Annotated in this window: 21 protein-coding genes; 17 read left to right on the top strand and 4 right to left on the bottom strand. The window is 59.9% G+C overall.

The window, feature by feature from the left end; translation table 11 throughout:
* From IGW03_RS33995 to IGW03_RS33935, 13 genes are all read left to right on the top strand, one after another.
* The coding region (locus tag IGW03_RS33995; RefSeq protein ID WP_194726863.1) for an integrase core domain-containing protein at positions 1-113 on the top strand (113 nt) is incomplete at its 5' end.
* Between the two features lie 193 nt (positions 114-306).
* Positions 307-2,694 carry a hypothetical protein gene (locus IGW03_RS33990; protein ID WP_194726862.1) on the top strand — a complete coding sequence of 796 codons (2,388 nt, stop codon included), beginning with the start codon at positions 307-309 and terminating at the stop codon, positions 2,692-2,694.
* A 213-nt stretch (positions 2,695-2,907) separates the two neighbouring features.
* Complete coding sequence (locus IGW03_RS33985) at positions 2,908-3,951, top strand: ROK family protein (protein WP_194726861.1); 1,044 nt, start codon at positions 2,908-2,910, stop codon at positions 3,949-3,951.
* Positions 3,944-4,336, top strand: coding sequence for a cupin domain-containing protein (locus IGW03_RS33980; RefSeq protein ID WP_194726860.1), 393 nt, complete (start codon positions 3,944-3,946; stop codon positions 4,334-4,336). The genes IGW03_RS33985 and IGW03_RS33980 overlap by 8 nt, the downstream gene beginning before the upstream one ends.
* A 25-nt stretch (positions 4,337-4,361) precedes the next feature.
* The gene (locus IGW03_RS33975; protein WP_194726859.1) at positions 4,362-5,564 is read left to right on the top strand and encodes a sedoheptulose 7-phosphate cyclase; all 1,203 of its coding nucleotides are present in this window, start codon (positions 4,362-4,364) and stop codon (positions 5,562-5,564) included.
* A gap of 77 nt (positions 5,565-5,641) precedes the next feature.
* Positions 5,642-6,559, top strand: coding sequence for an SDR family oxidoreductase (locus tag IGW03_RS33970; protein ID WP_194726858.1), 918 nt, complete (start codon positions 5,642-5,644; stop codon positions 6,557-6,559).
* A gap of 44 nt (positions 6,560-6,603) precedes the next feature.
* Complete coding sequence (locus IGW03_RS33965) at positions 6,604-8,037, top strand: trehalose-6-phosphate synthase (protein ID WP_194726857.1); 1,434 nt, start codon at positions 6,604-6,606, stop codon at positions 8,035-8,037.
* Positions 8,037-9,323, top strand: coding sequence for an aspartate aminotransferase family protein (locus IGW03_RS33960; protein ID WP_194726856.1), 1,287 nt, complete (start codon positions 8,037-8,039; stop codon positions 9,321-9,323). Before IGW03_RS33965 ends, IGW03_RS33960 begins: the two co-directional genes overlap by 1 nt.
* Entirely contained in the window at positions 9,316-10,395 is a 1,080-nt protein-coding gene (locus IGW03_RS33955) for an MDR/zinc-dependent alcohol dehydrogenase-like family protein (RefSeq protein WP_194726855.1), read from the top strand. Before IGW03_RS33960 ends, IGW03_RS33955 begins: the two co-directional genes overlap by 8 nt.
* Positions 10,396-10,445: 50 nt before the next feature.
* A complete protein-coding gene (locus IGW03_RS33950; RefSeq protein ID WP_194726854.1) occupies positions 10,446-11,198 on the top strand; it encodes an HAD family hydrolase in 753 nt (250 codons plus the stop codon).
* Positions 11,199-11,323: 125 nt separating this feature from the next.
* Positions 11,324-12,532 (top strand): MFS transporter, encoded by a 1,209-nt coding sequence (locus tag IGW03_RS33945; RefSeq protein WP_194726853.1) that lies wholly within the window; start codon positions 11,324-11,326, stop codon positions 12,530-12,532.
* 27 nt (positions 12,533-12,559) lie between these two features.
* The gene (locus IGW03_RS33940) at positions 12,560-13,633 is read left to right on the top strand and encodes a sugar phosphate nucleotidyltransferase (RefSeq protein WP_194726852.1); all 1,074 of its coding nucleotides are present in this window, start codon (positions 12,560-12,562) and stop codon (positions 13,631-13,633) included.
* Between the two features lie 50 nt (positions 13,634-13,683).
* Positions 13,684-14,319, top strand: a complete 636-nt coding sequence (locus IGW03_RS33935; RefSeq protein WP_194726851.1) for an NUDIX hydrolase — start codon at positions 13,684-13,686, stop codon at positions 14,317-14,319.
* Positions 14,320-14,443: 124 nt separating this feature from the next.
* On the opposite strand, the gene IGW03_RS33930 is transcribed toward IGW03_RS33935, so the two are convergent.
* Positions 14,444-14,752, bottom strand: a complete 309-nt coding sequence (locus IGW03_RS33930; protein WP_194726850.1) for a DUF2471 family protein — start codon at positions 14,750-14,752, stop codon at positions 14,444-14,446.
* Positions 14,753-15,064: 312 nt separating this feature from the next.
* Between IGW03_RS33930 and IGW03_RS33925 the strand changes: the two genes are divergently transcribed.
* Both IGW03_RS33925 and IGW03_RS33920 read left to right on the top strand, forming a co-directional pair.
* Positions 15,065-15,361 (top strand): hypothetical protein, encoded by a 297-nt coding sequence (locus IGW03_RS33925; protein ID WP_194726849.1) that lies wholly within the window; start codon positions 15,065-15,067, stop codon positions 15,359-15,361.
* Between the two features lie 161 nt (positions 15,362-15,522).
* Positions 15,523-16,635, top strand: a complete 1,113-nt coding sequence (locus tag IGW03_RS33920; RefSeq protein ID WP_194726848.1) for an acyltransferase family protein — start codon at positions 15,523-15,525, stop codon at positions 16,633-16,635.
* A gap of 60 nt (positions 16,636-16,695) precedes the next feature.
* Here IGW03_RS33920 and IGW03_RS33915 read toward each other — a convergent pair whose 3' ends face one another.
* Positions 16,696-16,896, bottom strand: a complete 201-nt coding sequence (locus tag IGW03_RS33915; protein WP_194726847.1) for a hypothetical protein — start codon at positions 16,894-16,896, stop codon at positions 16,696-16,698.
* 295 nt (positions 16,897-17,191) lie between these two features.
* On the opposite strand from IGW03_RS33915, the gene IGW03_RS33910 reads away from it, so the two are divergent.
* Both IGW03_RS33910 and IGW03_RS33905 read left to right on the top strand, forming a co-directional pair.
* Entirely contained in the window at positions 17,192-18,244 is a 1,053-nt protein-coding gene (locus IGW03_RS33910) for a hypothetical protein (RefSeq protein ID WP_194726846.1), read from the top strand.
* A 512-nt stretch (positions 18,245-18,756) separates the two neighbouring features.
* Positions 18,757-19,659: an aldo/keto reductase gene (locus tag IGW03_RS33905; RefSeq protein WP_194726845.1), complete on the top strand. Its 903-nt coding sequence runs from the start codon at positions 18,757-18,759 to the stop codon at positions 19,657-19,659.
* Between the two features lie 355 nt (positions 19,660-20,014).
* On the opposite strand, the gene IGW03_RS33900 is transcribed toward IGW03_RS33905, so the two are convergent.
* Both IGW03_RS33900 and IGW03_RS33895 read right to left on the bottom strand, forming a co-directional pair.
* The gene (locus tag IGW03_RS33900) at positions 20,015-20,743 is read right to left on the bottom strand and encodes an amino acid ABC transporter ATP-binding protein (protein WP_194726844.1); all 729 of its coding nucleotides are present in this window, start codon (positions 20,741-20,743) and stop codon (positions 20,015-20,017) included.
* A 57-nt stretch (positions 20,744-20,800) separates the two neighbouring features.
* Positions 20,801-21,283, bottom strand: a 483-nt coding sequence (locus IGW03_RS33895) for an amino acid ABC transporter permease (RefSeq protein WP_194726843.1), incomplete at its 5' end; no start/stop codon positions are given.

The raw sequence follows: 21,283 nt of genomic DNA, 5'->3' as shown, positions 1-21,283 counted from the left end.
AACTGGATCGCTGGTTCGACGATTACAATGAGTCGCACCCGCACAAGGGCTTAAAAATGAAGTCCCCACGGGAATTCATCCGCGCCCAATTAGCCGCAGGGTGTCCGATTTAATAGGGGCAACTCCACAGGCTTCTTACGATTTCCAGCGCCCGTTCTGACGAATCCACAAGAGAGCCTGGCAGGTGCATGGAATTTTCCTGTCAGGATGGAACTATAAGGCAGCATCTGCCACTCACCCGGGTTCTTCAATCTTCGTGCCTGCGACCGCGACTTGCGTATTCAGGCATCCCACTGAAAGAAAATAGTGAGAAGCTCCAGCCTGACCTCTTTATCTTCGTCGCTGTCCTCGCTGCCGGCTTCACCGGCCGGAAGTCGCGAGCCGTCGCCACGACCCGCATCACCGCACGGTTCGGCCACGCCGGAAGCGGGTCCGAGCAGCTTGCCGGGCGCGGGTACTGGCAGTAATGCAATAGCGGAACAATTGCGCGCCAGCTTGAAACGGAGCGCTAGCGGGGCTGGACTGGATAAACACAATCGTCCCGGAAAACGTCGGCAATTGGTCGATACGCTATCTGGTTCGACAGATCATGCAGAAGGATATCCGCACATATCATGTCATGACTATGTGCCAACCGCGTTAAAAGCATTGCCCACGCCGTACAGGAATCCGTCGAGTCTGTATGTATTGCTTGCACATGCCGAGAAGGCCGTTGCAGCGGGAGCGAGTGCGACTATTGAAGATTATATTGAGGCATTCAATGGAAAGTCGGACCAAGACAAGAAACTTGAAGTGGACAGATTCAAATCGCGGGCGCCACGGGCAGATCTTGATAGCGCGAGTCATCTCATTGCAAATAACGGTGCAAAGGTGAAATCCCTGGACGGCATAAGCCATTTCAAGTCAGAACAGGAAATTGAGAAAAGTCTCGCAGACTTCCGGAATCTCTACGACGTGCGGGCTCGAATCATGAGACTAAATGGAGAGACGAAGCGACGCGATGGTCATATTGGCTTATCCACGTTTCGTCAGATTTGTTTTCCTCCTCTTCCTGCGCAGTCTGTACTGGCGAAGGAAATTGAAAGTCCAACCCTGAGCGGAACGCTTGCGGCAGTGGATGTCTTTATGGGGCATCACAATCTTGATCCATATGTATTCCTCAATGCCAGCAAGGGCTATAAAGCGATGACTTCATTACTCAAGGTGCTTTATGATAACCAGGAGGGATCGAATGGCTATGTAGTGCACATGCTTACCCAGTATCGGGCCAGTCATTTTCCGCTTCCAATCGATGAAGCAATGAAAGGCGATGGAAGCGGTGCATCAACAGCTTTTAGTAAAGACGAGGGAGATAGAAACCGCGTAATAAAAAGTATCTTGGCTCTGGTTCCGATTTTTAACGGAATCAGCGATAAAGATTTTCTTGAAGCAGGCATGGATAAACAATTTCGCCTCGTCGAGAATTTTATCGGTAAGGCTAATGACAAAGCAGCAAGTCAGCGCAAGACTTATCTGGGCAAGTTGATGAGCATGCCAGGTATCGTTGCCTACAGAGCAAGGCTCGCAACGAAGGCCGAGCCTGCTGACATGCGCCCAGCAGAGGATCGGGCCGCATTGGAATTTCAGGAGCATGAAGCCAGCGAGGTGCATACAACATGGAATGTCTTCCGATCCGTCCCGATAGTCGATGCCGGCGACGAAGAGACAGGTATCTGGTCGCTTGAAAAGCTGCCGACCCTGCACCAGAAGGAGCCCTACCAGTTCCGTGGCGACCATAACAAGAGATGGCCATGGGGCGACGTCAATCATTTCGGACGGGTTCATCCGGCATTCAGCGATCCCGCAGAACCAACCCGCTGCGACAGTCGAGTGGAAATCGGCAAGGCGACGGTAAAGGGCATCGATTACCTGCATAAGCTTTACAGGAACGAACTGCCTCATATCAATTCCGCTCTGGTTCAATCGGGTGTGGATGCCAGACCGCCGAAAATGATGCAGTCCTCCGAATTCAAAAGAGTCATCGAGGCTGAAATCAAAAGGTACCTCGAGGCCGTCAGGAACAACGATGTGCCCGACTGTTACGCGAACCAGCGGGTTGCGAGGCTGGCACGGGAAAACTGCGATTCTGAAGAAGAGGCCGATGCGCTCGTCGGCGATGGCGAAAATCCACAGTACGGCGTGCTGCTTGACGATTACGCCATCGAGGCGCAACCGCTGGCCGCCTATGGCAACATTGTCGGCATATTCTCCGGGCTCGACCTGGATGAAAAGGGAAGAGAAACCTATCTAGCCACGCTAGGCAAGACACTCGGCGAGCAGTACCTGGCTTCCGACGGCATCGCGAATATGAGAGCCAACACGGATAAGAACACGCTGGCTACACTCGGATTCGGCAACCAGATGCGATGTATCAATACGGGAGTGGATATGCAGGTGAGCGGTATCGTCCGCAGCGATCTACATAAGTGCAATGTTATATTCGCCCCGGCTGAAGTCGGTCTCAGAGACAGGGACGGGAATCCGTACAGAATGAAACTGGTCTTCGGCCTGCAAATCCGGCCGGTGGGGCCGGGGAAGCAGCTCAAGGCCTACTATGGATCAGCATACAGGCTCGATCAGTCTGGCACCGGAGTTGCCAGTGAAGCGGAGGTACGAATCAAGGATGAACCGGAAGACCCACCGACCTTGTCTTGACCTTCCAGTAGGCAAGGGTTTTTGCCGGTGTGGCACGCCGCAAAGATGGACGGCTGCCGCCTTCCAAAGCTTTTCCAGACTTGAACTCCAGCCTTGTTCCAGCCCGTTCCCTTTCGCTTGACCTCGCTCAAATTGACGCTAAAGCAATAGTTCAAACCGCTTTGATTCCGCTAACATGTTTTCAAAGCGGTTTGGATAACAGCGGAGGATGCAATGCTGATGCGACATGGAAAGTTTTATCTTGTGTTCGATATCGGGGGCACAAGTATCCGAACAGGGCTCTATAACGAAGAGCACCGCCGCCTGGAGCGCTTCCGAAAAACCTGCACGCCGAACTTTTTGAGTCAGGAAACCGCTTCGGCCGACGCCATCGTCGAGCACATGCTGGAAGTGCTGAAGGAAGAAGCGGACGCCCTATGCGGAGAGTGTCAGCTGGCCGGCGTCTGCGCCGCACTGCCGTCGCCGATGGCGCCGGACGGTACGCTGTGGCGGATGCCCACCGTACTCGGCCCGCGCGATAAAGGCGGCTTCCGTCTTCAGGACAAGCTGCAGGCCCTGTGGCCGGAGGTGCCGGTCGCCATGCTCAACGACGTCAGCGCTGCCGGTTATTACCGGGTGGCCCAGGGCGGACGGGATTTCGCCATCGTCACCATCGGATCGGGCATCGGTCTCAAGGTGTTCCTCGATGGGAAACCGCGTACCGGACCGAACGGGCGGGGCGGAGAGATCGGACACTTCAGTATCGAGGAACCGATTGCCGGCGATCTCGCCTGCGATTGCGGCGGCAGCCTTCATCTCGGCGCAGTGGCTTCCGGCCGCGGCACGCTGCGCGTTGCGCGCCAGATGGCGGCGGCCGATCCTGCTGCCTATGGCAATTCACTTGCGGCCAGATTGGCCCGCGATACCTGCGGCTGCCTGAGCAATGACGTGCTGGTCGCAGCATTCCGCGACAACGATCCCTGGGCCAGGCAAGTCATGACGGTATCGGCATCGCACTTGGCCAGGGCGCTCGCCTTTCTGCATCTTTCCCTTGGCCTGGAAGAGATTGTTCTCGTGGGCGGTTTCGCCGGCGCCTGCGGAGAACAGTACCGTGAGCTGATCGCAAATCTTGCCGGCCGGTACGCGTGGGATACGGGACAGGACTGGAACGCCATCATCCGCATTGAATCCCAGCCCGATACCGTTGCACTGGAAGGCGCCGGTCACTTCATGGCGACGAGGCCGGTACAGCGTCGGCGCGAGGTACAGCATGCCTGAGCGGCTCCACCGGTTTGCCGACGCCGTGTTCAAGCGGGAGTGCGCGCACGGCGGCATCGAGACTATCGCATTCGCGCGCGTGCTCGGAAGCGCCGCCATCAACTGGATCGACCTGGTGTGCATACCGCCAGGGCACAGCATCGGCTGCCATACCCATGGCTTCGAGGACGAGGAGGTTTATATCATCATCGGCGGCAAGGGAATTCTCACCATAGAAGACCGGCAGGTCGAAGTCGGCACCGGCGATGTCGCGCACAACCCGCCTGGCGGCACGCATGGTCTCCGCAACCACGGCGAACGGGAACTGCGCCTCGTCGTCGTCGGCGTGCCGGCACGTTCCATCTCCGCCTGCAGCCTTGTGCGCGGCACCGCCGAGGCATGTTGACCCAAACAGACGAGGAGCAGCTATCGTGTTCGAAGTTCATCATCAGCATCGCGGCGTGATCCGCCGCCAGCAGCCGGCGCCCGCGCCGCAGTACAGCATCCGGATGGAATGCCGGAAGCGCCAGGACTACGGCGTGCATCTTACTGCCGACATCCTGTCGCCGCAGGACTCCATCCTGCCGGCGCTGCTGGCAAACCGCAAGGCACTGGCGGTTACCACGTCTACGGTGTACAAGTATTACGGCAGACAGCTTGAACAGCTGATACGGCAATGCGACCTCGACATGTCGGTGCATGTGCTCGAAGGAGGCGAGAGCAACAAGACCATTGCTTCCGTCGAACGCATTTGCAACGAAGCGCTTGCCACGAAGATGGATCGGAGGTCCGTGCTGGTGGGCATCGGCGGCGGCGTCTGTACCGACGTCGTGGCGATGGCGGCCTCGGCGATACGGCGCGGCATCGATCACATGCGCGTACCCACCACGCTGATCGGCCTGGTCGACGCCGGCATCGGGCTCAAGGGCGGCGTCAATCTCGGCAGCAAGAAAAACTATTTCGGCTGCTTCAATCCGCCCAGCCAGGCCCTGCTCGATCCGGCCTTCCTCAACACGCTGCCGGAAGCCTGCGTGCGCTACGGCATGGCAGAGATATTGAAGATGGCGCTGGTGACGGACCGCGAACTGTTCCGGCTGTGCGAAGCGCATCAGCAGGCATTGATCGAGAGCCGCTTTTCCGATCCATGGGAAATCGGACGCGAAATCATCTGGCGCTCCACCCGCTCGATGCTCGACGAGCTGCAGAAGAATCCGTATGAAGACCAGACCTACCAGCGCCTGGTCGACATGGGGCATTGCTTCAGTCCCGCGCTCGAAGCCGCGACCGGCTACCGCATGCATCACGGCGAAGCGGTTGCGATCGACATGGCACTGACCGTCACGCTAGCAGAGGCGCTCGGCATGATGGACCCTTCCGAGCGCAACCGCTTTGTCGACGTGTTGCTGCAGGCTGGACTTCCCATCCATGCGCCGGAACTCACACCGGCGTTGTGCGAGGCGGCGCTGGACGAGGCGGAACAGCATCGCGGCGGCGCGGTGCATTTTCCCGTCCCTATCGAAATCGGACGCTGCCTGTTCATCGAAGACCGGGCGAAACTGCCGGGCCGGCTTATCGAGACGGCGCTGCGGCGCCTCGCCGGGGAAGCGCGCGACATGCATACAAACACGCACTGACTTGACAGGTCCGGCAAAGCGCATCTGCAAGGGTACGTCACTATCCAACACGAAAAGAAAAGGGAGTTCTTGTCATCATGGAGGTTCTTATCATCGGTGCGGGTTTCGTGGGCCGCTGCCTTGCCGCCAGGCTGGCCGGAGCCGGCCACCGCGCCACACTCGCATCGCGCCACCGGCCGGAAGCGCTATCGCCGGACCTGGCATGGGTGGGCCTGGATGCCGCCGACCGCGACGCGTTTGCCGCCGTGCTATGGCGCATGCAGCCCGATGCCATCGTGCTGGTACACGGGCCTTCTGACATTTCGCTTTGCGAATACAGTCCGGATGAAGCCATGCGCAGCCATGCAGTGATCGCGCGCAACGCCTGCCGGCTGGCACCGCAGGCCTACAAGCTGCTGGTGTCGACGGACAATGTGTTCGACGGCGGGCAGGAAAGCTATACGGAAGATGCGCGGCCAGCGCCTGCCAATGCCTATGGCCGTGCCAAGCTGGCCGCCGAACAGGTGCTCGCTCAATCCTGCAGCGATTTCCTGATTGCCCGGACCAGCCTGGTCTACGGATGGGAAGAGGCTGAGCGCGGCTGGATCAATTTCTTTGCGCTCGCATTGCGGCGGCTGGCTGCGGGAGAAGTTCTCGACGTGCCTGAGGCCTTGTGGAATACGCCCATCTACGTCGAGGATGCCGCCGACATTTATTGCCGCTGCATCGAACAGTCGGTGAACGGCGTGCTGCATGTGGCGGGTCCGCAGCGCATCAGCCGCCTTGAATGGGCTCGTCTGCTCGCGCAGGAATACGAACTGGATGCCTCGCTGATCCATCCGGTCACCGCCGAAGCCTCGCGCTATTTTTGCCGGCCCCGCAATTCCTGTCTCGCCAGCCGGCGCCTTTCCGCGCTGCTCTCGCAATGGCCGAACGTGCAATGCCGCTCGCCGGGGCAGATTGCCATGCAGCTCAAGCCTCTGCTGGAAGGGCAGCTTCTGATCAGCAAGGATTGAAGTCTTTACCGACATCACTGATACCACCTATGGAAAAACCTAACGTGACGAAGCAACGCATCATTCTGGTCAGCAAGCGCTCCCCGCTCACCTACAGCCGCAACAAGGCGAACGGCGAACTGGAAGCCATGCTGGCGCCGGGCGGCACCGCCAATGTGGTGGCGGACATGGCCAGCCTGCTCGACGTCGACTGGATGTGCTCGGCAATGACCGATGAAGACAGGGAAGTGCGCGACCGCCATCCGCAAGGCCTGCAGCTGGCATTTACCTCCAGCGAACGCCCGATCACCGTTCACATGCAGCAGCATGATGCGCAAGTGTTTGCCGACATGCAGGAGATCATGACTGCCGACGTGCTCTGGGCCTGCAACAATACCTTGTGGGACAGCTGGAATGCGCCAAGCTTTGGTCCGGACATCCGGCGTGCCTGGCAAAATTACAAGCTGTTCAACGAGGACTTCCTCAAAGCCGTGGCGTTGCAGCTGGAACAGTCGCCGCAGGCACCCGTGCTGGTACATGATTACCAGCTGTCGGTGCTGCCCGGCATGCTGAGGAAGGTCAGCCCCGAGCAGCGCATCCTGCTGTTCATCCATATTCCCTGGCCCTCTGCCGACTACTGGCGCATGCTGCCGGGCTTCATGCGCAGGGAATTGATCGAGGGCATGCTCGGCGCTTCCGTCATCGGCTTCTTCGCCGAGCGCTGGGCAAGAAATTTCCTGGAGTGCGTGCGCGACTTGCTGCCCGAGGCGAAAGTAGATGCGGGTGAGATGCTTGTCGAATACGCCGGCCGCCGCACCCGGGTTGCGGCCATGCCGCTCGGCTACAGCCCGCAGGCGATCGATTACCGCGAGCGAGAAATGCCTGCCGATCTGCGGGCATGGGTGGCCGGCCGTTTCCTGATATTGCATTCCGGCCGCACCGACCCCATCAAGAACGGAGCCCGTGCCATCGCCGCCTTCCGGCTTGCCTGCGAACACAGCATCGCCCTGCGCGAGCGCGGCTGCCTGCTGGTGCGCTGCAATCCCAATCGTCTTTATGTACAGGCCAACAGCGACTACCAGGCCCAGCTTCATGCGGAAGCCGAGAGGACCAACAAGCACTTCGGCGCGGAGCTGGTGCGCGTGATTTGCGAGAACGATGTGGGCAATACCCTGGGCTGCCTGCAGGAGGCCGACGTACTGGTCTTCAATTCCACCATCGACGGCCAGAACCTGACGGTATTCGAGGCATCGCTGCTCAACCGGCGCGATGCAACGGTGCTGCTGTCCGAACGCGCCGGTGCGGCGGAAGCACTGGCCGGCGTGGTGGACCTGGTCAATCCCTTCGATATCGCCGAGCTCGCCGACAAGCTGCAGGCGGCGTTCGCCGCAGGCCAGGAGGAGCGCAGGGAGAAGGCCGAACGGCGCTGGAAGAGGGCGCGGGGTTTCGACCTGCCGCGCTGGGTCGACATGCAGCTCACCGCGCTGGAGGAGCAGTGATGAATGCCTTGCTGCCCCTGCTGCAGGATCCGCCGTTCTACTATCCGGTCAGTCCGATTTCCATGGTCAGGGGACGGGGACTCCGGCTTCATGACGACGAGGGCAGGGAGTACCTGGATTGCGTCTCGGGCACCTTCAACCTGATCCTCGGACACAACCATCCCGAAGTCGTGGAAGCCGCCAAGCTGCAGATGGACGAACTGGTGTTTTCCAGCTCCAACTTCAATGCGCCGGCGGTGGATGCCCTGGCGCGGGCGCTGGTGGCCATCTCGCCCGCGAACCTGACGCGCGCGCATCTGCGCTCACCCGGCGGCTCCACCGCCAACGAAGGCGCGATCCGCATCGCCCAGCACATCACAGGCAAGCGGGATGTCGTCACCCTGTTCCGCAGCCACCTCGGGCAGACCTTCGCAATGACCGGCCTGTCGGGGTTCAGCACACACCGCACGCCGTTTCCGAACGTCTTTCCGGGCGGCGTGCAGGTTCCCGCTCCCTATTGCGCCCGCTGCTTCTACAAGCAGTCGCCCGACCAGTGCGGCATGCTGTGCGTATCGCGCATCGACGATTTCATCCGCTATGCCAGCACAGGCAGCGTGGCCTGCGTGCTGGTCGAGCCGATACTCGGTGTCGGCGGCAACATCATTCCACCTGCGGATTATCTTCCCAGCCTCAAGGCCTTCTGCGATGAACGCGGCATTCTCCTGATCTTCGATGAATGCCAGACCGGCTTCGGCCGCTGCGGCCACATGTTCGCCGCCGATTACTTCGGCGTCTCGCCGCACATCATGACGCTGGCCAAGGGCATGAGCGGCGTCGGCCTGCCTATCGGCGCCATTCTCACCGAAGACAGGCTGACCGGACTCGACAAGCTGTTCCACGGTTTCACCAACGGCGGCTGGCTGCCGGCCGCGGCAGCCGCGCTGAAAACCATCGAGATCCTGCAGCGGCCGGGTTTCCTGGAGAATGTCCGGCATGTCGGCAAGCTCCTCTGCGAAGGTCTGGACGGCCTGCGTGCTCGCTATCCCTTCATCGGCGAAGTGCGCGGCGCGGGGCTGATGATAGGCATGGAAATCATTGAGCCCGACAATCCGGCGGCCAACCTGCCGGACAACACCCGCGCGCTGGCTCTGCAGAAGGCCTTGCTGCAGCAGGGCGTGATCATCCGCATTTCCGAACATGGCCGCGGCAACGTGGTCGAGATCCGGCCGGCGCTGATCTGCACGGACAGCGACATCGCGGAAATCCTTCAACGCTTTGAACAAGCCTGTGCGGGGATCCATGCCTGAGACCTCCTTCGTTCGCCAGCCGTCGGCATCGGTCCGCAAGGCATTGCAGCATGCCCGGCAAGCCTGCCTGGATGCCGGTCGGGGCGTGGCCATGCGCCAGGGCGTCGACATCGAGTTCCTGCACGAGGCTGGCGTCATCCTGCGGCCGCATGCGATCGGCGTCTGCCGTTCTGATGCCAAGGAAGCGGCAGGCAGGCGGCCGGGGCCCAGCCAGTTCGGCCATGAACTGGTGGCGGACATCGTCGAATGCTGGGGCACGGAGGCATTCAGTACCGGCGACATCGTCAGCCTCGATCCCAATGTGGTGCTGCACCGCACGTCCGGTTTTGCCGAACTGATCGCGCTGGACGCACCCGCTGCCGCGCTGGAAGCGGCGCTGTACAAGTTGCCGCAGCGGCAAGGCCGGCTTGCCCATTACGTGCTCGCCGAGCCGGTCGCCTGCGCCGAGCATTGCGTGCGCATGGCGCTGGATGGCGTTTCCGCATTGCCCGAGCGCGTCATTGTCGCCGGCGCCGGCACCATGGGCGTGTTCATTGCGCTCGGACTGCAACGCCGCGGCATGCGGGTCGTTCTTGCGAACCGCTCCGAGGAACGCCTGCGTTTCGCCGAAAGCCTGGGCCTGCATGGCATCGGGTTGAGCAGGCTCGACACGGTGAAGCCCGGGGCCGATTTGATCGTGCTGGCGACCACCTTCGTGCCGCGCGCTCTGCTCGACGCAGCGATGAACATGGTTGCGGACGGCGGACGCATCACGCTTTTCGGCGGCATCGAGCCCGCGTTCGGCGATTACCTCGGCATCGATGTGCAAGCCCTGCGCCTGGCCGAACGAAGGCAGCACCTGGTATTGGCAGATGGACGCAGGGTAGAACTGGCCGGCAGCTACGGGCTGCAACGGGAAGATTTCCTGCATGCACTGGACCTGATCGGATCAGGCGCCATTTCGCCGGCACTGCTGGAACAGATGATTACGGGCCGGCATGCGCTGCATGAGGTGCCGGCACTGCTGCGGGCAATGAACGGCGGCCAGGACCTCGGCAAGCGCCTCATTCTGCCCCATGGCCCGCCTCCATAGGCGAAAGGTCCGGCCGTCTCTCACCACATCCCATTGAAAGCGCATCTGCAATGACACAAACACCGTACCGCTTCGACGCCGTTCTGTTCGATTTCGCCGATACTCTTTTCAACAGCCGTTCGGCGCTGCTGCCCGACCTGATGGCCAGACGGTGCGAAGAGATCGGGCTTCCCGCGAGTGAAGACGACTGCCGCGCCTGGATCGAGCAGATCATCGCCTGCGCGGCACGCGAGGACGGACGAGCGCGCATGCGCAGCTGCGATTATTCCCCACTGCTGCACCGGGCTTCGTGGACCGCCTGCGTGCATGCCTGCCCGGACATCCCGGCTGCATTCGCCGACCCTTTCTATGAAGTGTTTTGCAATGCCACGCTATGGCGGCCTTTTCAGGATGCCTTGCCCGTGCTGCGCATGCTGAGCGCGCGGGGCATTGCGGTTGCCATCGTCAGCAATATCGGCTGGAACATCCGGCCAGCGATCGACGCCAGCCACATGGGCTGCTTCGTCGAAGCGGTCGTGCAATCCTTCGAACTCGGCGCGCTCAAGCCGGAACCGGCGCCTTTCCGCAGTGCGTTGGAGCAGCTCGGCATCGCGCCCGGGCGCGCGCTGATGGTGGGCGACAACTGGAGCACCGACGGCGGCGCGCAGGCGCTCGGCGTCACTACGCTGCTTCTGCCGCAGGCGGGCGATCCATCTCTTCCGCGAGGCCTGGAAATGGTGCTGGATCTGCTGGGCATCGCCCGCCGCCAGAATGAAGCAATGAACGTTGCTGCGCCGGCAGGGTCTTCGGCCGCCTTCGCCTGAGTTGAACCTGCTGCAAGCACAGGCTGCGCCAACGACGGAAGACGATTCCAAGCATCAGAACGCAACACAACATCAAGAAATGACCCGATGACGGCAGTACGGCCGCCAGGGACGGAGGAAGACGGATGACATCCACTCAAGAAGGCGGACATGTGCTCGTACGCTTCTGGCCGCTCTGGCTCAGCAAGCTCATGTGGGGCATGTTCTGGGCAACCTGGGGCGCCATGGTGCCGGCGGTGCAGAGCCGGCTGGGGCTTACCGATGCGGGACTCGGCGAACAGCTGATGATGGTGGTGGTCGGCGTGCTGCCTGCCACTTTCATCGGCGGCCGCCTGTGGACGCGGCTCGGCAGGTGGCAGCTGCCGCTGACCCTGCTGGTGTACGCGGCCGGCACGCTGTGGCTGGGCCATGTGCAGAGCGGCAGGGAACTCGGCATGGCGCTGCTGATATGCGGCGTGGCTTCCGGCATGCTGGAGGTTACCCTGGCATGCATGATTGCCTGCGCGCAGGACATGACGGGGAAGAGGCTGTTCAGCGTCGGACAAGCAATTTTCCCGCTGGCTGTCGTGGTGAGCGCGCCGGCGGTCGGCTGGATGAGGAGGGAAGGCGTCGAGCCGGCTTACATCTTCGAAGGGCTGGCGGCATTGATGCTGGCGGCAGCGATCCTGACATCGCTCAGTTCGCTCCGATTTCCGACGCGGCCGCGCGATACGGGAGGTCCTGTACGGGGCGCACAGCCGCGATTCAGCGCACCCCTGGCCGTGCTCATGCTGATGGGTTTTTTTCTGTATGTACTGGAACATGCGGTCAATCACTGGTCGGCGCTGTATCTGCAGCGCGACCTCGGAGCGGACGCGTTTCTCGCAAGCTGGGGGCCCAGCATCTACATGGGCGCAGCCTGCATCGGCCGGCTGGCGGTGCACGGCATGGGGCACAGGCTGACCGATTTGCCCGTCATCGTATTCGGCTTTGCCGCCGGTGCTGCGGCGCTACTTTGGGTCGGCAGCGCCACGGCGCCGGGATTCGCGCTCGCCGGCTACCTTGCCGCCGGCTTGCTGATGTCGCCGGCGATTCCTGCCATCTACAGCCTGTCGACTTCGATTGCCGATCCGCAGACGCGCATGCGCCTGCTCGGCAATCTGTCCACGGTTTGCAATATCGGCTATGTCGTCAGCCCGCTGGCGTTCGGCAGCATGTCGAGCGCCTATGGCATGCCGTTCAGCTGGCGCATGATGAGCGCCGCTGCGGTGATTTGTCTCGGCATGCTGCTGCTGGCGCAATTTTCCGGCATGTTCCGGCCCCGCGCCGCGGCCGGCATCATCAACGACGTTTGATTCCACGCGGAGGCAGGGACAAGGATCATGAACAGGACGAGAACCGTACTGCTGGCAGGCGGAATGGGAAAGCGCATGCGCCATCTCGGCCACCGCCGGCTCAAGCCGCTCATTCCCTTCGGCGGCGTGTGCCACCTGATCGACTTCAGCCTCAACAATGCGTACCGCTCCGGCATTCCCGAGGTACTGCTGCTGTCGCACTACAGCGAGCTCCAGCTGATGCGCTATCTGCTTTCCGCCTGGAGCGGCAAGGCCGGCTTCCGCGTTCATCTGGGACCGTATGACGGAATGACGCTGGCGGACCTCGATGCCGGCTATGCCTCGGTAAGCCGACCCGCGGAACACGGCACCGCCGATGCGCTGATCAAGAATGCCCGATACATTTTCGACACCGGCTGCAGCGACGTGATGGTGCTGCATGCGGATCATGTCTATAACTTCGACTACCGGCCGATGATTGCCTTCCATCGTGAGAGCGGCGCCGCGCTGACGATGGGCTTTCAGGAAATCGCCCCCGAGTTCGTGCATCTTTTCGGCATGGTGGAATTCGATGCGCAAGGCAGGCTGCGCAGCTTCATTGAAAAGCCGGCGCATCCGGTGTCGAATTGCATCTTCTCCGCAGTCTGCATCTTTCGCGCCGATGTGCTGAAGCATTATCTCGCCGCGCTGTCGCGCACCGACTGGCAGCATGACATCAGCAGGGACGTCATTCCGGCAATGCTGCGCGGCGGGGAAATCATCAAGGGCTTTCCCTTCACCGAATACTGGGAAGACATCGGCACGGTCGAGCGCTACCATCAGGCGCAGCTTGCGCTGCTCGGCGCGTCGCCGACGCTGCAGCTTCAGGACATGCCTGTAACGCTGTTGCCCGAGTATGCGCGGCGTCATGTCATCAGCGAGCGCAACATCGCCGATGCAATCATCAGCGAAGACTGTGATACCGAGGCATGCATCGAAACCTCCATCGTGTACCCGCGCGTGAAAATTGCGCCGGATGCGGTCGTGCGCAACAGCGTGCTGTTGACCGGCGCCAAGGTGCGCGGCGGTGCCGTGCTTGAGAATACGATCCTGCTGGAGGATGAGGTCTTTCCTCGTGGGTAACGTGTCTTGCTTGGGGCGCGGATCGCTTTTCAACTCCGACCGGAAAGGCAATGGAAAACAACACCACCGAAGACGTAATGGCTTATATCGAACAGGTGCTGGCGATCGCCCAGAGCGGCCTCGCCTATTCGAAGGACCGCTATGACATCGAGAGATTCACCCTGCTTCAGCAATTGTCCGCAGCGCTGATCGCAAAGTCGCAGCGGCTCGATCTCGACCATGTGGCTGGCTGGATCGAAGTGGACACGCATTATGCGACCCCAAAGATCGACGTGCGTGCGCTGGTGCTGGATGCAGAGGGCAGGGTGCTGCTGGTGCGGGAGAACAGCGACGGGAACTGGACGCTGCCTGGGGGCTGGTGCGATATCGGCGAATCTGCCGCCGAGGCGGTGGCGCGGGAGACGTGCGAGGAAACCGGATTGCAGGTCACGCCCGTACGCCTGCTGGCCCTGTTCGACAAGCGCAAGCATGACCATCCGCCGCAGGTGCCGCATGCGCACAAATGTTTTTTCCTGTGCGAGCCCGAGTCGGGCAGGCTCCTTGAGCATACTGCGGAAACCAGCGGCGCCCGCTATTTTCCGCTGCATGAGCTTCCGCCGTTGTCACTGCATCGAGTCACATTGCGGCAATTGATGACGGTGGTGAATCATGCACGCAGCGGCAAGGTGCATGCATTGTTCGACTGACAGACTCAAAAGGCCGGCCCACGTTGTACTCGTCATCCATAGCCCCGCTATGGATTCCTTTCACGCCTCGCCAGCCGAAAAAATCCGTCGATCCCATCTGTCACGGCAAGACTCCGGACGGGTATTAGTGACAGACATTGTAGGCACGATGAATGGTCGTCAATGCGACCGGCAATTCATCGTAACCCTCCAGATCGGCGGGCTGGTTGATGCGCGGGACATATCCCCATTCCGAGGAAGTTGCCATTTGCACATATTCCCAATCGAGATCGCCGGCCTCCTTGAGGGTGGCGAGGGCTTCCTTTTCGATTTGGTGGATAAGGCGCCAGGTAAGGACCCGTCCGGCCGTACGATATCGTTCTGCTATTGGTATGACAGCAGCAGCAAGACGTTCTTTGGCAGCGTGGAGTTTATAGACTTCGAACAGCTTCATGGATGTTTCTACTGCTTGTACTGTATGGGTGTACAGTATAAGGCACTTTGTTTGGGTACGCTTTCATAGACAACTGCCAGCGCTCTTTGTTGCACGCAGGCCATAAAAAGCCGACGAGGCGGCAGATGCTTTTGTCAGAGAGGTATCGGAATCGGGGCGCACGGCTCGATGGAACGCTTGCCCGCTTCCTGTCACTCATTAATGTCGGAACAATGCGCCATCTGCAACTTGGACTCCGCTGCTTTCCCACCTCCGCGATCTTGTCCATTGCCGGAGCGGTAGTGACGGGATGCGCCGTCGAATCGTGCAAGATTGGCAAGAAATGTACGGCTTAGTACCGGTTTTGTACACAAAAATGTTGCTTTTCTGCGTCGCGCGCAAAAAGATGTGGCGCAGATCATGTTGCTCGGACAAACCGTTTTTTATACTGGAGCAACGCCGCACAATTGCGGCGCTGGGAAAGAGACATCCATGGAACACTTAATACATCAAGAATCCAAAGCCGGTCGCCGCACCGCCTTGTTCAACCTTCGCCGCGTGCAAACGGCTGCTTGTGTCGGCATGACACTGGGCGCCGGTATCATCGTGCTGATGCTCAAGGCGATCTGACAGGCATCGAGGTCGCGTGCACGCGCTGCTCGCCATCGGTTGGCAGCGCGCAGGGAAAGGGAATTAACGGAACTTGTTTGCAGTCAAACAAGTTTCTCCAAGGCATGAGAAAATGACGAGTTTTCTTCTGTCAACCCTTGCGCGTGCGCGCGGCCGTTTCGATGCACCATTTCCGTTTTATCGACGTTCTCAGGATCGTCGCATTCAACCTGATCGTTCTTCACCATCTCGCCTTTTACGGGCCCATGGCGGACCACGTCCGCGGCATGCTTCCCGGCTTGATTGACTGGATGGCCGGGCCTGCGCGCATCGTCGTGCAGATCTTTCTCGTCATTGCCGGCTTTCTCGCCGCCCGATCATTCTGTCCGCGTGGCGTGCCCGAGAAGGTGCGGCCGCTGTACGCCGGGATGCGGCGCTTCCTGAAACTGGCGCCGCCGTTCATTGTTGCAATGGCGCTGGCCGTCTTCGCGTCCATGCTGGCTTCCATGTGGATGGATCATTATTCGCTGACCGCGTTGCCGGACTGGCGACAGGTGCTGGCCCATGCGCTGCTTCTGCATGACGTTTTGGGCGTGGAGTCGCTGTCAGCCGGAGCCTGGTATGTTGCCATCGATTTTCAGCTGTACCTGCTGCTGGCCTGTGTACTGCGCTTTGCCGCCGGCGCTGCGTCCGAGGCGGGCAAGCGGCATGCGGCTCACATCCTTGTGGTCACAGGCGTCGCCGCCTCGTTGTTCTACTTCAATCGCGACGCAGGCTGGGATGCCTGGGCAATCTATTTCTTCGGCAGCTATGGACTGGGCGTGCTGGCATGGTGGACAGTTCAGGAAAAGAACAATGCGTACCGCACAGCGTCCTTGCTGGCGCTCATGCTACTCATCGGCGGACTGGCGCTGCTGATGGACTTCCGTAGCCGGATTGCGCTGGCATTGACGATCGCACTGCTGCTGGCAGTGGTGTATCGATTCCACGTAGCCTTGCCGGCTCGCACTGCGCGCCCGGCCCGGCCATGGGCTGCCGTGCAGTATTTCGGCCGCATCTCCTATGCGGTCTTCCTGGTGCACTTCCCGGTGTGCCTGCTGGTCAATGCCGCATTCACGCGCTTCGGTGCAGCTTCTGCCTTCGTGCAGGGCTGCGGGATGCTGCTCGCATGGTGCGCCAGCATTGCTGCCGGCGGCGCATTTCACCGCTGGGTCGAAGTTCCGCTCGGACGTCTGTTCACATCAGGCCGCCCAAGCGGGCACGCAAGCCGCTCCGTGCCGCCGCTGGCGACCTGATTCCTGCGTTTTGCAAGGAAAGCCGGCCCTTGAATGCGGCCGGCTGTTTGCCGACCTGCGTCAGGGTTGGGCCGGATCGTCCGGATCATTGTCGGTGGGCCGCAGCTTCTGCATGTCTTCCCGGCTGATCCGGTGCGGACGATGCGGATCGGTGCCCGGTTCATCTTCCGGCAGGATGTGCTGATCGCCGGACTGCTTCTGCTGCATCTGGTGCCGGTCCGCGGACTGATTGCGGTTCCGGCTGGGTGTGGTCATGGTCATTTGGGGCTCCTTGTGGCGCAGCGCATTCCTTCATGAACCACATGCAATCCTTGTGCAGGCTGCTTGCATGGGAATGCACCGCATGGACCCGTTAGAGAAGCACGCTTGCTCGGAGTTCGTATGATCGTCATGCCCATGCAAGCTGCTTGTCCGCAAATGTGCCGCAGCAGGACCTGACCGCTCCGCTCATCGACATGGAACTATCGTATGCCGCGCGCCACCCACTGCGATGGCGCTTCAACTTCTTTTCAGTTTGAAATTCGTAAAGCGCCGTTCTCATTTTTAAAGGAAAAGAATGTTCCGCATTTCCCAGTTCAGTAGTTACTCGGCGCCAAATCTTGTTCCAAACGACGAGAGGTATGACGAAGTAAAACGCCGGGGCACTCCGTATGCTTACTCTCCCAATGGCAGCAACCACGACCTGCCGCGGCCGCCGTCGGAACGGTTTCCCGCAGCAGGAGCGGGCACGGGCCGGCAGATGGCCGCGCAGCTGAGGAAATCCGTCTCCATGCAGGCTCTCTCAAAAGCCGCACATCACACCGGAAGCCAAGACCCAACATCATTGCAAGGTATGTTAATTAACCTGAACATGCTGAAGGACTACGTATCCCGCATCAAGTTCGTACCCGACGTACGACGACACCAGATAAGGCGTGAGGTTATGAAAAACGAAGTTCAAGACTTCCGATTGAACAAAACCCTGGAACGGACTTTCTATGCAATATACGCGGCGCAGAACCTAAAGAATATTGCCACGGACTGTCTTTCGAATGATGAAATCTTCAGGAGGTCCGTTGTAGCGGCGGTGCGTTCATCCAAATTGCACGGGAAGCCTAATGATTATAATATTTTGTGGAACAAGTATAAAACCAAGAATGGCATGAGCGATAAAGCCGCGACTCTCTCGGCGACGGCGAGCATACTGGCACTTCCCCTTGCCCGAGCCGCTCATACAGTGGCGCCGAGACTCATGCGGCGAATGAACGAAGGGAACTGGCGCGGAGACTCCCCGCATACGCATAAGAAGCAGGACAGGCATGCCACCAACACTGGCATAGACATTGATGCACAATTGGGTCTGTCGAATCGATCGGCTTCAATGGAAAGCAGAATTGATGATGCCGAGCTTGAACGCACCCTACGTAGCGAAGCGAAGACGCCTGCCGCGATCCTGGAAGGTATCAGCAAACTTGTGACAGAGAAGGGCATGGCGGCCCTCGCAGAGTTAGATGAGACTGACGCAATCGAGCTTGATGCGTTCAGGGGTAACATTCAGCATCTCATGGAAATCATGAGGCCGCAATCTTCCACCGACACTGGCGTTCATCATTCAACTGGACAAGCCTGAGCCCGCTCAATACTCCTTGCCATGGGGAAGAACACCCGCCCCATGGCACAGGCGGCATGGCTTCGCCACCGATGTCGAACTATTGAATGCATGATGATCCTGGCCACGAAGTCACGTGCCCGCTCTGAGAGTGGATTACCGAAGAACTCGTTCTTTGCATTCATCGACGATATGCCCGCGAGCCATGAGCAGCACCCGGTAGAATGCCGATGCCTTTGGCCATTGGCGTGGTTAACGATCCTGCTGTCACTGCATCTCTATCGACTCGAGCCCTGACGTCAGAATAGTTGTTGCGTCACATGATGTGAGTCGTAGTGAATCTGCGACCACCTATGCCAGCCGTCGACCGGGCTGCTCATCACTTTCGACTATAGCGTCCTTCTCGACGAGGCCTTCTCTTACCGTTTTGACAGGTTGATACGATACATAGCGCCATTACACCGCAGCCCTTTATCCACTACAGAAGAGATTCGAGACAGAATAAGGCATTTAATCATCCAGAAGACTTTCTCATGCAAAGCCCCCGCATCAAAATCACGTGCGACGGTCCCGAATTTTCTCGCGTCGTTCTCGGCCTTTGGCGGATTGCCGATTGGAACATGAGTCCGGCACAACGACTGTCGCTGGTCGAACAGGCACTTGATCTGGGCATCACAACCATTGACCATGCAGATATCTACGGTGACTACGAGGGCGAACGCTTGTTGGGCGAGGCGTTGGCTTTGGTGCCCACGCTGCGGGAAAGGATTGAAATCGTCAGCAAGTGCGGCATCCGTCTGATATCCGCCAACCGTCCGGCGCATCGCCTGAAACATTACGATACAGGACGCGAGCATGTCATTGCCTCGGTAGAAAATTCACTGACGGCGCTGCGCGTAGAGTACCTTGACCTGCTCTTGATTCATCGGCCGGATCCCTTGATGGATGCCGATGAAGTGGCTGAGGCGTTCACGACACTGCGCCGTGACGGCAAGGTGCGTCATTTGGGCGTTTCCAACTTCACGCCGGCGCAGTTCGAGCTGCTGGCCTCGCGCATGCCGCTAATGACCAACCAAATCGAGTTATCGGTGATGCAGACAGATGCCATGTACGATGGCACGCTCGACCAGTGTCAGCGTTTGCGCATTGCGCCAATGGCATGGTCGGCCCTGGCAGGGGGAAGACTGTTTAACGAAAAAGGCCCGCGTGCGGAGCGGCTGCGAAGCGTACTGACCAGCATCGCCGACAGGCATGGCGTGTCGACGGCGACGGTCGCCTATGCATGGATTCTCCGGCATCCGTCCAGACCGTTGGTGCTGACAGGTTCGCAGCGCATCGAGGCAATGCGGGAGGCGGTTGCCGCGACAGGGATGGCGCTGTCCCGTGAAGAGTGGTATTCGATCCTGACGGCATCGACGGGAACGAGTGTTCCTTAGCCGGAGATCAGTCGGAGTTCTTGTATGCCAACACGGAGTCAAGCAGCGGCCCCTGGTATATATCCGGCCCGAAAATATGTTGGGCCAAATCCTCTCAGTCCTGCCCATTCACAGAGATAGAGAGTGAGATCAGCGTCCCGAAAGGTGAGCCATTTTTCAGGACGATTCAAAATAATACAGGGCCCGATACAAAGCATCGCCAAAGCCAAGTTCTTGCGGCCGCGAAAATGCATGCATGTCGACGCAACTGCCAGCTGTCCCAAACGGATCGCCTGAGCGCATACGAAGCTAGAGTAAAGAAGTTGCTAGCCTCGCAATGCTGACAACTGGCTGATTCGATATAAATCGAAGCCGCTCAATGGGTAATGATCTTGGCCAGGAAGTCGCGTGCCCGCTCCGAGCGTGGATTGCCGAAGAATTCGTCCTTGCTGCAATCATCGACGATATGTCCCCGATCCATGAACACCACCCGGTTGGCCACCTTGCGCGCAAACCCCATCTCGTGCGTCACCACCATCATCGTCATGCCTTCCTGCGCCAGCCCCACCATCACGTCCAGCACCTCGTTGATCATCTCCGGATCCAGCGCCGACGTCGGCTCGTCGAACAGCATCGCGATCGGGTCCATCGACAGCGCCCGCGCGATCGCCACCCGCTGCTGCTGCCCGCCCGACAGCTGGCCGGGAAACTTGTCCTTTTGCGCAATCAGCCCCACCCGGTCCAGGTACTTCAGGCCCTTCTCGGTCGCCTCGTCCTCGCTCCTGCCCAGCACCTTGACCTGGCCGATCGTCAGGTTCTGGCGGATCGACAGGTGCGGAAACAGCTCGAAGTTCTGGAACACCATGCCGATCCTGGCTCTGAGCTTCGACAGGTTGGTCTTGGCATTGCCCACCGACACGCCGTCCACCAGGATCTGCCCTTTCTGGAACGGCTCCAGCCCGTTGACCGTCTTGATCAGCGTCGACTTGCCCGAGCCCGACGGCCCGCACACCACCACCACCTCGCCCCTGGCCACCTGCGTCGTGCAGTCGGTCAGCACCTGGAAGCTGCCGTACCACTTGCTGACGTCTTTCATTTCAATCATGTTCTCTCCTCAATCCGGTATTCAATATGCGGCATGTTCAGCCATGCTTCGGCACGCTCAGCGAATGATCGCCACCTTCTTCTGCAGCTGCTTGACCAGCAGCGACAGGCCGAAGCAGATGATGAAATACACCACCGCCACGAACAGGTACATCTCCACCAGGCGGCCGTCGCGCTGCGCCACTTTCGACGCCGCGCCGACGAAGTCGGTGATCGACAGCACGTACACCAGCGACACGTCCTGGAACAGCACGATGGTCTGCGTGAGCAAGACCGGGATCATGTTGCGGAACGCCTGCGGCAGCACGATGTTGCCCATGGTCTGCCAGTAGTTCATGCCCAGCGCCTGGCCGGCCCAGACCTGGCCGCGCGGAATCGACTGGATGCCGGCGCGCATGATCTCGCAGTAGTAGGCCGCCTCGAACAGGATGAAGGTGACCAGCGACGAGGTGAAGGCGCCCACCTGCACCGGCTGGTTCGAGCCGATCACCCAGGCGCCGATGTAGGGCACCAGGAAGTAGAACCAGAAGATCACCAGCAC

The organism is Noviherbaspirillum malthae (genome assembly GCF_015352985.1).
Classification (GTDB): domain Bacteria; phylum Pseudomonadota; class Gammaproteobacteria; order Burkholderiales; family Burkholderiaceae_D; genus Noviherbaspirillum; species Noviherbaspirillum malthae.
The sequence above is the reverse complement of the archived record's forward strand: the minus strand, read 5'-3'. Positions and strand labels throughout refer to the sequence as shown.

Excerpts from the sequence above, each read along its gene's own strand:
- IGW03_RS33955 (WP_194726855.1), top strand. The coding sequence starts at position 9,316 with ATGCCTGAGACCTCCTTCGTTCGCCAGCCGTCGGCATCGGTCCGCAAG.
- IGW03_RS33960 (WP_194726856.1), top strand. The coding sequence starts at position 8,037 with ATGAATGCCTTGCTGCCCCTGCTGCAGGATCCGCCGTTCTACTATCCG.
- IGW03_RS33900 (WP_194726844.1), bottom strand. The coding sequence starts at position 20,743 with ATGATTGAAATGAAAGACGTCAGCAAGTGGTACGGCAGCTTCCAGGTG.
- IGW03_RS33905 (WP_194726845.1), top strand. The coding sequence starts at position 18,757 with ATGCAAAGCCCCCGCATCAAAATCACGTGCGACGGTCCCGAATTTTCT.
- IGW03_RS33935 (WP_194726851.1), top strand. The coding sequence starts at position 13,684 with ATGGAAAACAACACCACCGAAGACGTAATGGCTTATATCGAACAGGTG.
- IGW03_RS33940 (WP_194726852.1), top strand. The coding sequence starts at position 12,560 with ATGAACAGGACGAGAACCGTACTGCTGGCAGGCGGAATGGGAAAGCGC.
- IGW03_RS33980 (WP_194726860.1), top strand. The coding sequence starts at position 3,944 with ATGCCTGAGCGGCTCCACCGGTTTGCCGACGCCGTGTTCAAGCGGGAG.
- IGW03_RS33920 (WP_194726848.1), top strand. The coding sequence starts at position 15,523 with ATGCACCATTTCCGTTTTATCGACGTTCTCAGGATCGTCGCATTCAAC.
- IGW03_RS33930 (WP_194726850.1), bottom strand. The coding sequence starts at position 14,752 with ATGAAGCTGTTCGAAGTCTATAAACTCCACGCTGCCAAAGAACGTCTT.
- IGW03_RS33945 (WP_194726853.1), top strand. The coding sequence starts at position 11,324 with ATGACATCCACTCAAGAAGGCGGACATGTGCTCGTACGCTTCTGGCCG.
- IGW03_RS33985 (WP_194726861.1), top strand. The coding sequence starts at position 2,908 with ATGCTGATGCGACATGGAAAGTTTTATCTTGTGTTCGATATCGGGGGC.
- IGW03_RS33950 (WP_194726854.1), top strand. The coding sequence starts at position 10,446 with ATGACACAAACACCGTACCGCTTCGACGCCGTTCTGTTCGATTTCGCC.
- IGW03_RS33910 (WP_194726846.1), top strand. The coding sequence starts at position 17,192 with ATGTTCCGCATTTCCCAGTTCAGTAGTTACTCGGCGCCAAATCTTGTT.
- IGW03_RS33970 (WP_194726858.1), top strand. The coding sequence starts at position 5,642 with ATGGAGGTTCTTATCATCGGTGCGGGTTTCGTGGGCCGCTGCCTTGCC.
- IGW03_RS33915 (WP_194726847.1), bottom strand. The coding sequence starts at position 16,896 with ATGACCATGACCACACCCAGCCGGAACCGCAATCAGTCCGCGGACCGG.